This window comes from Streptomyces sp. NPDC001002, assembly GCF_053599215.1.
Map to the genome: position 1 here is coordinate 1 of NZ_JBSFLV010000239.1, position 9,649 is coordinate 9,649.

Consider the following 9,649-nt stretch of genomic DNA (forward strand, 5'->3'; position numbering starts at 1 on the left):
ACCTCGCCGTGCACGTTGGTGAGGGTGACCGCGGCCTCCCGTACGGGTGTGCCGTCGGCGGTGACCACGCTGCCCGCGAGACGTTCGGCCGGCAGACGCGGGCGGCGGGCGCGCCGAGCGGGTCCGCGGTGGGCCGGGGCCACAGCAGGGAGATGGCGAGCATGGCGGCCACCGCGGCCAGGCCCGCACCGGCGAGCCGGTCGGGCAGCTCCGAGAGCGGCGCGGGCGAGGCCACCGGCAGCACGAAGGCCAGTAGCAGCGCCGTCGAGGCGCCCGCGAGGACCGAGCTGACCACACCCGAGAACAGCACGAGAAAGCCGACCACGACCGTGACGAGCACGGCGAGCCAGGTCTCCCTGGCCACCAGCGTGCCCACGCAGATCAGCGCCGCCCAGGCCACCGCCAGACCCACATGCGCCCGCAGCCGCTGCGACATCGGCCCGGTGAACTCCACCAGCAGCAGCATCGAGAAGGAGCCGAACGCGGCGAAGGTGGCGATCGTCGGCGAGTCCAGCACCTGACTGCACAGCGCGAACAGGCCGGGCATCACCAGCGCCGTGCGCCCGGCCCGACGGGTCGCCACCAGCCCCGGATCGTGGTCCCGCAACCAGGTCAGGACACGGCGGCCAGATACGTGCATACGCCCGCACACCTCCTGTCGGCGGATCACCCGCGTATCGAGTATGTGCGCACCGATGAATTCGTGGGACCCGGGAGCCCCAACCGTCTCTTCGTCCGCCGCCCTGTCAATGAATCCGTTTCCCGGCCCACCGGGCCATGCTTGCCGGACCGACAGGTGACGGACCGACGCAGGAGGAGCAGTGCCGACGCAGCCCGACGACACCCCCGACCCCCGACGCTGGAAAGCACTGTGGGTCACCCTGGTGGCCGGGTTCATGAGCCTCCTGGACGTCACGATCGTCGCGGTCGCGCTGCCCTCCATGCAGCGGGACCTGCACACCACGGCACCGGCCATCCAATGGGTGGTGTCCGGCTACGCCCTCGCCTTCGCCCTGGTCCTGGTCACCGCCGGGCGTATCGGGGACGCGATCGGCAGACGCCGGATCTTCCTGCTGGCACTCGCCGCCTTCGTGCTGTGCAGCGCCGCCGCGGGCGCGGCACCGAACATCACGCTCCTCGTCGTGGCCCGGATCGCCCAGGGGGCCGCCGCGGGCTGCCTCGCCCCGCAGAACTCCGCCCTCATCCAGCAGATGTTCCGCGGCGCCGAACGCGGGCGCGCCTTCGGCATGTTCGGCGCGACCGTGGGCATCTCCAGCGCCGTGGGCCCGGTCGTCGGCGGCCTCATCCTCACCCTGGCCGACGGCCCCGACGGCTGGCGCTGGATCTTCTACGTCAATGTGCCGGTCGGCGTGCTCGCCCTGGTGCTCGGCATGCGCCTGATCCCCGTCACCGCCCCCGGCCGCCGCGAACGCCTCGACCTGGGCGGCGTCGCCCTGCTCGGCTGCGGAGTCCTGGCGCTGATGCTGCCGCTGGTGCTGGCCGAGTCGGGTGGCGTACGACGGCTGTGGTGGCTGTTCCTCGTGGGCGTGGTGTGCCTGGTCGGGTTCGTCCGATGGGAGCGACGCGTCGTCGCCCGGGAGGGCCAACCGCTGCTGGATCTGCGCCTGGTGACCGAGACCCGCGGCTACGCCGTCGGCGCCACCATCGCCACCCTGTATTTCGTGGGCTTCAGCGGTGTGTGGCTGGTGTTCGCCCTGTTCTTCCAGGACGGCCTCGGCTACTCGCCGCTGCGCTCGGGGCTCACGGTCACGCCGTTCGCCATCGGCTCGGCCGCGGCCGCCGCGCTCGCGGGACGGTCGGTGGACCGGTTCGGCAGGCTGCTGACCGTCTGCGGCCTGGCAGGCGTCGCCCTCGGCCTCGGTGGAACCGCGCTCATCCTGTGGCTCGCCCCCGCCGACAGCGCGGGCTGGCTGGCCGCCCCCGCGCTCTTCATCGGCGGCCTCGGCAGCGGCTGTGTCATCTCCCCCAACGTCACCATGACCCTGCGGGACGTCCCGGTCCGGATGGCCGGAGCGGCCGGCGGAGCCCTCCAGACCGGCCAGCGCCTGGGCGGATCCATCGGCACGGCCGCCCTGCCCGGTCTCTTCTACGTCGTTCTCGGCACCGGCCGGCGTGACTACCCCTTCGCCGTGGCGACCGCAGTTGGCCTCGGCGTCCTGCCCGTCCTGTGCGCGCTGGCCCTCGCGATCGACGACTGGCGCCGCGACCGCCGAGCCGCCAAGAGCCCCTGCCCGCCCGAGGTCTCGCACAGCCACCTGCACGCCGGCCAGGGCTGATCGGGTCGACGGTCCGCCGGCCGTCGCGCGCGGGCGGGTCGTGCGCTCAACGGGAGGCGTACGGATCCGCGTTGCGGCCCTGCTGCTGCGGCGCGAACAGGTCGTCCCCGTCGGACTGTGCGTACCCCACCCGGTCCGGATCCGTGCCTGCGACCATCATGTCCGGGTCGAACATCACGATCACGGCGGCGACCAGCAGCACGGCGAGCGGACCCGCCAGCATCAGCAGCAGGAACGCCATCAGGCTGGTGGAGGACTGTCCGGCGCCGCCCGAGCCGTCCAGCGTCACGGAGACCGCGGCCATGCCCGTGTAGTGCATGCCGGTGACGGCCACTCCCATGACCAGGCTCGCGCCGAGGCTGGACCACAACTTCTGGATCGAGACCGCCGCCCACAGCGCAGCCGTCGCGGCGACGACGGCGATCACGACGGACAGCACCACGGTCTTCGTGTCGTAGTGGACCGTGCCGTTGGTGTGGACGGCTGCCATGCCGAGGTAGTGCATGGCGGCCACGCCGAGTCCGGTGATGGTTCCGGCCACGCCCAGGTTCAGTGGCGAACCGCCCCGGTAGCCGACGAGGAAGACGCCGACGGCGACGACGGCGATCGCGACGATCAGGCTGAGGAGAGTCAGTCCGGTGTCGTAGTTGACCAGCGAGCCGTCGACGCTGAAGCCGATCATGGCGATGAAGTGCATGGTCCAGATACCGCAGCCGATGGACACGGAACCCAGCGTCAGCCAGCCCGCTCTGCGGTGGGCGCGACGCAACGAGCGTGTGGTGCAGCGCAGTCCGAGCGCCGCTCCGAGACAGGCCATGAGATAGGCCGCGACCAGAGTCACGGCACCGTAGTGGAAGTTGGAGATGGTGGCGTTCACCAAAGGTCCCCCCTTTGAGTTGGCACGAGTCAATCGTGACTCAAACACAACTCCTTCACTTTTTCGCCACATGCAGGTGACTGTTGGCTGAATCGATACTTCTTGACGGCGATTCAGGAGAAGTCGTTCCAGGAGAAGCCGGTTCAGGAGACGTCGGCGACCGAGAAGACCCCCGGTCCGGTCACCCCGTACAGCACCCCGCCCACCAGATACGGCGGTGTCCCGCTGGGGGAGAGTTCCTCGAAGGAGCGGCCCGAGGTGTCGAAGGACGGGGCGGTGCGGCCGATCTCCTTGCCGGTGCGCGGGTCGAGCGCGAGGACGCTGGTGTCCGGCATGGTGACGTACAACCGCCCGTCCTGGACGGCCGGTTCGCTGAAGACGCGCAGCTCGCGCGAGCTGGTCCACAGCGGCTTGCCGTGGGTCAGGTCGAGGGCGAGCAGCGTCTCGTTGCCGTAGTCGAAGATGTACATCGTGTCGCCGGCCACGAGCGGCGGCGCCTCCGGTTCGACGCTCCAGGGGAAGTCGATCCGACGGGTCTTCCCGCTGGAGAGGTCCTGGATGAAGAAGGCCGCGGAGACGCCGGTGTCGTTCTCCCAGCGCGCGTAGTACGCCTTCGCGTCATGGACCGTGGCCAGCCACAGGTCGCCCTTGGGCGCGTCCACGCTGCCCAGCGTCCGGCCCGTGCGCGCGTCGAGACGGGCGATGCCGCCGGAACCGCCGCGCAGGTCGGCGTAGAGCATGCCCTTGGGGCCCTCGTAGAAGGGGCCTGCCGAGGACGACTTGAGCGTGCGCCGCCACAACTCCTCGCCCGTGCGCGGCTCGTAGGCCGCATAGCGCGCGGTCTCGGCGGGCCCGAGCGGGTCGAGACGTACGAGCAGCACATCGCCCAGGGGCTTGTACTGACCGAGAGGCCCGTCCAGATGCCACAGCCGCTTCCCGGTCCTGCCGTCGAAGGCGTCCAGGCCCTCGGAGCGGTCCGCGCTGTTGACGAACACCACACCGTCGTGAATCTCCGGCGAGTTGATCGAGAAGCTGCTGACCTGCTTCTTGCTCATCGGCTTTGACCAGTCCGTGCGGCCCGTCGCGGGGTTCAGCCGCATCAACGCGATCTGCTCCGAGGAGCAGAAGACGCCGAGGGCGTTCGGTGTGCAGGACGGTTTCATGGCCATGGGGGAGTTCTTGTCGGGCTCCAGGGCGTTGTGCCACGGCTTCCAGCCCGCCGGAGTCGAGGAGGAGGACGAGGAGGTCGCCGGCGCGTCCTTCGCGTCGGGTTCGTCGCTCGCCCCGGCAGGCATCAGGGTCACCACCGCGGTGCCTACGACGCCGAGGAGCGCGGCACCGGCGAGGGCCGTCCACAGCTTCTTGCGGCGCCCGTTCTTCGCGTCCTTCGCGGGCGGGAGCATCGCTGTGTCGGTGGCGTCGGTCACCGGGAGCCGGGCCGGTACGTCGCCGGGTTCCTCCTCGGGCTGCTCCTCCGGCACCTCGGCGAGGGTCTCCAGCACCTCGCCCGAAGTGGGGCGCCCGGCCGGGTCCTTCGTCAGACACAGGGACACCAACGCGCGGAGCGGGCCCGGGAGTTGGCCGAGTTCGGGTTCGCTGTGCACGGTGTTGTACGCGGCGAGGTAGGCGTTGTCCGCCTCGAAGGGACTGCGCCCGGTGGCCGCGTAGACGAGGACCGCGCCCAGCGAGAAGACGTCCACGGCCGGGCCGACCTCGCGTGGCCGGCTGAACTGCTCCGGTGCCATGAACGGCGGCGAGCCCATCACGATGCCGGTCTGGGTACGGACGTCGCTGGTGGCCGCGCGCGAGATGCCGAAGTCGATGACACGGACCGCCCCGTCGTCGCCCTCGCCCTCCAGCAGCAGCACGTTGCTCGGCTTGAGGTCCCGGTGTACGACCCCCGCGCGGTGGATCTCCCGCAGTGCCTCGGCGAGTTCGGTGCCGAGGCGGCGCAGCGAGGGCCAGTCCAGCGGGCCCGACTCGTCGACCCGTTCGGAGAGGGTGCGGCCCGGGACGAACGCGGTGGCCATCCACGGCCGTTCGGCGTCCGGGTCGGCGTCCACGACCGGGGCGGTGAACGCGCCGCTGACCCGCCGGGCCGCCACGACCTCCTGCCGGAACCTGGCCCGGAACTCGGGGTCGTCGGCGTACTTCGTGTGCACGACCTTGACGGCCACGGCCCGTCCCGACACCGAGCGGCCCAGGTAGACCACGCCCATGCCGCCGGTCCCGATCCGCGCTTCGAGCCGGTATCCGCCGACCGACCGTGGATCGTCCTCGCGCAGGGTCACCTGTCTCCTTCACCGGGTCTGGCCTGGACGGATCCGTTCGGAGCGCTGTCGCTATGGCATGGACAGCACACTCTACCGATCGGTCCGGGGGCCTGTTCCGGCGTGGCGCAGGCAGACCGGGTCAGTGCCGGGCGAACTGGACCCCGGTCGCCTGGACGACATCGGGCCGTACCGCGAGGGCACCGACGGTCAGCCGTTCGCCGTAGATGTCGGTGATCCGCAGGGCGCCGCCGCAGCCGCTGCCGTTCTCGGAGAGGAAGTAGTTGTAGTCGGTGCGTTCCAGCTGACGCCAGGTGCCACCGGCCTGAACCTCCAGGCGGGCCACGGGGTTCCGGTGGCCGATGGGCTGGACGGCGCACCAGTACTGGCTGGAGCCGGTCTTGTACCGGACGGAGACCGTGTCGCTCGTCGCGGGGCTCAACAGGCTCCAGGTGATCGATATCCGGCCCTTGGAGAGCGCGGCGAGCTTGCCGAACGCCTGCCGGCTGAGGTCGATCTGCCCCGGCGCGCACTCGGGGCATTCATTGTTGATCCGTACGGTCACGGAGGCGCCCCCCGACTGCACCCGCACGTACGCCCCGCAGGCCTTGGCCGTCTCGTAGTCGGTGTGGTTCATCGCGGCGGTCATGGTGTCGCTGCTCGGGCCGTACGAGCAGGAACCGTCCCCGTTGCCGATGTCGTAGTTGGTGGCGAGCCCCCGGTAGGTGACACCGGGCCGGATCCGCCCAGCAGCGGGCGCCGCGGCCGGAGCCGCCTGTGCCGTGGGGGTGGCCGACGGTTTCCGTGGGGCCTTGGTGGTCGCGGGCGGGGACGACACGGGAGAGGAACTGGCCTTCTTGCTCGGGGACGCGGAGGACGAGGCCGGCTTCGGCTCGGCGGACGCCGTCGGCGAGGTCGTCGTGCGCGTGCTCGCGGCGGGCGCCGCAGCGACCTGCCCTGAACTCGGCGCCCCGTCGCTGCGGAAGGCCATGACCAGGGACACGACCAGCGCGACGGCCGCCACGGCGACGGCCGAGACGAGCACCGTGCGCCGACTGCCGCCGGGACGGCGGTGCGAGGAAGGTGTCACGACTGCATCCTTACGTGGTGCGGGAGCCCGGCGGGCCGGAACGGACCATCCCTGACAGGAGATACCGACCACAGGTCGCCGCCGGGCCGGAAAAGGTTGCCGTGATCTCAGGGGAACTTCGACTTGGGCTTGGGCGGACCCACCCGCACCGGATCCCCCTTACCTCCGAGGTAATCGATCGCACCGCCCGGCCATGTCACGATCGGCGGCATACACCACCCGGCCGACCTGGAGGACGACATGACCGCCTACGCCATAGCCCACCTGCAGGAAGCCGCCCCGAACCTGGAGATCGCCGAGTACATCGAACGCATCCCCGCCACCTTCGAGCCCTACGGCGGCCGCTTCCTGGTGCACGCGGCCAAACACGAAGTGGTGGAAGGCGGTTGGCCCGGCCACGTCGTCGTGATCGCCTTCCCCGGGATGGCCGAGGCACGGGCCTGGTGGGACTCACCGGAGTACCAGGAGATCGCACCCCTGCGGGCACGTCACATCGAGAGCGACATCGTGCTGGTCCCGGGAGTTCCGGAGGGCTATGACCCTGCGGGGACGGCGAAGGCGATGCGGGAGGGGCTGTCCGGCGAGTAGTCCCCAAGCGGTCCGGCAGTCGAACGCCAGGCTGCCGGCGCATAGCGGAACGAAACCCCCCGATTCACAGGACACGCACAACTCCCGTGCGGGGCTTTAGAGTTCAAGCGCTACGCTCACCGTCATCGAGTGGCCAACGGCGGCCCCTCCGCCACGGGCACTCGTTTCCCCCCACCTCCAGGCGCAGGAGACTCGGTGTGCATCACGGCGACGTAGTAGTGATAGGCGGCGGCTATGCGGGCGTCCGGCTGGCGAGACGGCTGGACGGCGCGGCCAGGGTCACGCTGGTGGACCGCAAGGAGATGTTCTTCCACCGCATCGCCTCCCTGCGGGCAGGCGTGCGCCCCGAGTGGACGGCGACCCCCTTCATCCCCTACGACCGGCTGCTGCGCAACGGCCGGCTGGCCGTCGGCAAGGCGGTCCGCGTGGACACCGCCGAACGGCAGGTGGTGCTCGGCACGGGGGAGCGGCTCCCGTACGACGTGGTCGTGATCGCCACCGGCGCCGACTACCCGGAACCGGCCCGCTTCACCGGCTCCACCAGCGAGGAGGCGAGCAAGGCCTTCGCGGAGCACCAGCGGAGCATCTCCCTCGCCGACCACATCCTCGTCGTGGGCGGCGGACCCTCCGGCGTCGAACTCAGCGCCGAGATCCGACTGGCCCGACCCGACGCCCGCGTCACGCTCGCCCACTCCGGCCCGGGGCTGCTCCACTCCACCATCGGCGCCCGTGCGGGCAACAAGGCACGGACCTGGCTGGAGAACCACGACGTGGAGGTGCGCCTCGACGCGTTCATGTCCCCCGGCACCGAATTCGGCACCTACCGCGACGCGTACGGCAACGTCATGACCGCGGACCTCTCCTTCTGGGCCACGGGCACCACCCCCAACACCCTCTGGCTGCGGCTCGCCGGGCACGGCGACTGGCTCAACCCGGCCGGACACGTACGCGTCGACCGGACGCTGCGGGTCGCGGGCCATCCGGACGTGTTCGCCGTCGGCGACGTGAACGACGCCACCGAACTCAAGATCACCCCGGCCGCGCTCGCCCAGGCGGACCTCGCCGCCTGGAACATCCGCGGCTACCTGAACAACCCCGGCAAGCACCGCAAGGGCCTGCGCCTGTACCGGCCGATCCACCGCACCCCGTTCATCGTGCCGTTCGGCCCGGCCGACGGAGTGACCGTGCTGCCCGTACCGGGCGGCGAGACCGCGATCCTCGGCGGCCGCACCACCACCCTCGCCAAGGCGAAGACCCTCATGACCCCTTATATGAGGCGCCAGTTGGGGTACTCCTAGCCCGAATGCCCCGCCCTCCCGATCGTCTCGGTCTCCAGGGGGCCTTGCCCCTTCGGGTGAAGAACCCGCGATGGCCGTGAACAGCGTTGATGCAGGGGCGGCCGGTGCGCCAGGGTGTTGCCATGGACCGCGACTGGAGCACCTCCTTCCGTCCGACCCGCCGTCAACTCCTCGCCGCCGCGAGCGCCGTGCCCCTCGTGGGCGCGACGGCGGTGACGGCAAGACCCGCCACCGGCACCCCGTCCCTCTCCTTCACCGGAGCCACCAACGGCTCGGCCACCCTCGCACCCTCCGGCGACCGCCTGATCGCCGAAGTACAGGGCGTCCTGTGGTCACTGCCCCGCGCGGGCGGTACGGCCCACCCGCTGACCCCCGCCGACCTGGAACCCAACCGCCCCACCCACGCTCCGGACGGCGCGCTCATCGCCTTCTGCGCCTACCGGGGCGGCGGATTCCACCTCTGGACCGTCCGCCCCGACGGCTCCGACCTGCGCCGGCGCACCGACGGCCCGTGGGACGACCGCGGCCCGGCCTGGTCACCCGACGGCACCCGACTCGCCTTCGCCTCCGAGCGCGGCGGCGACCCCGTCGACGGCAGCCCGTACCGCATCCACGTCCTCGACCTGCGCACCGGTGCGATCACCCGGGTCACCGGAGTACCCGGCCAGCAGGGCCCGCTCCAGGACGCCCCGTGGGAGGACTTCGACCCCACCTGGTCACCGGACGGCACCCGCATCCAGTTCGTCCGCGCCAAGGTCGTCACCACCGCGCTGGGCCCGGCCCTGGAAGCCCGTACGATCGCCGCCGTCCCCGCCGACGGCACCGGCCCGGTCGCCGTGCGCCACACCGAGACCGCGGCCGCGCAGGTCATGACCCCCGCCCTCGCCGCCGACGGCCGCCTCGCCCACCTGCGCACCACGGCCGCCCCGAACGCCTCCTGCACCCTCGTCGTCGACGGCAGCCCCGTCCCAGTCACCGGCGACATCGCCCCGGTACCCCCACGCTGGACGCCGACCGGAGAACTGCTCCTGACCGTCGACGGCACCTTCACCCTCGTACGCCCGGACAGTCCCGCACGTCCCGAGACCGTCCCCTTCAAGGGTCAACTCCCCGTGCGGCGGCCGAAGTACAGGACGAAGGCGTACGACCTGGGGGAGGCCCGCACTCGACCGGTCCGCGCCCTTCATCTCCCCGCCCTGTCGCCCGACGGCCGCCAGATCGCCTTCGCG

The 9,649-nt window shown here is 71.3% G+C and carries 7 protein-coding genes and 1 pseudogene; 4 read left to right on the top strand and 4 right to left on the bottom strand.

All coding sequences use genetic code 11. The annotated features are described in order from the left end of the window. Window positions 1-640: pseudogene (locus ACWDR3_RS45955) on the bottom strand (FUSC family protein); the annotation flags it as partial. A 181-nt stretch (window positions 641-821) separates the two neighbouring features. Between ACWDR3_RS45955 and ACWDR3_RS45960 the strand changes: the two are divergent. After that, window positions 822-2,297, top strand: a complete 1,476-nt coding sequence (locus ACWDR3_RS45960) for an MFS transporter (RefSeq protein ID WP_450358662.1) — start codon at window positions 822-824, stop codon at window positions 2,295-2,297. Between the two features lie 46 nt (window positions 2,298-2,343). Here ACWDR3_RS45960 and ACWDR3_RS45965 read toward each other — a convergent pair whose 3' ends face one another. The 3 genes from ACWDR3_RS45965 to ACWDR3_RS45975 form a co-directional block, all read right to left on the bottom strand. After that, entirely contained in the window at window positions 2,344-3,174 is an 831-nt protein-coding gene (locus tag ACWDR3_RS45965; protein WP_450358663.1) for an MHYT domain-containing protein, read from the bottom strand. A gap of 143 nt (window positions 3,175-3,317) precedes the next feature. Beyond that, on the bottom strand, window positions 3,318-5,465 hold the full coding sequence (locus tag ACWDR3_RS45970; protein ID WP_450358664.1) for a protein kinase domain-containing protein: 2,148 nt from the start codon (window positions 5,463-5,465) through the stop codon (window positions 3,318-3,320). Window positions 5,466-5,586: 121 nt separating this feature from the next. Then, a complete protein-coding gene (locus ACWDR3_RS45975; protein WP_450358665.1) occupies window positions 5,587-6,534 on the bottom strand; it encodes an expansin EXLX1 family cellulose-binding protein in 948 nt (315 codons plus the stop codon). Window positions 6,535-6,774: 240 nt separating this feature from the next. On the opposite strand from ACWDR3_RS45975, the gene ACWDR3_RS45980 reads away from it, so the two are divergent. The 3 genes from ACWDR3_RS45980 to ACWDR3_RS45990 form a co-directional block, all read left to right on the top strand. Beyond that, window positions 6,775-7,122, top strand: coding sequence for a DUF1330 domain-containing protein (locus ACWDR3_RS45980; RefSeq protein ID WP_450358666.1), 348 nt, complete (start codon window positions 6,775-6,777; stop codon window positions 7,120-7,122). A 197-nt stretch (window positions 7,123-7,319) separates the two neighbouring features. After that, window positions 7,320-8,420: an NAD(P)/FAD-dependent oxidoreductase gene (locus ACWDR3_RS45985; protein ID WP_450358667.1), complete on the top strand. Its 1,101-nt coding sequence runs from the start codon at window positions 7,320-7,322 to the stop codon at window positions 8,418-8,420. A gap of 122 nt (window positions 8,421-8,542) precedes the next feature. Next, the coding region (locus tag ACWDR3_RS45990; RefSeq protein ID WP_450358668.1) for a TolB family protein at window positions 8,543-9,649 on the top strand (1,107 nt) is incomplete at its 3' end.

What these genes read in the sequence shown, in the direction of transcription:
- ACWDR3_RS45980 (WP_450358666.1), top strand. Translation starts at nt 6,775, where the DNA reads ATGACCGCCTACGCCATAGCCCACCTGCAGGAAGCCGCCCCGAACCTG.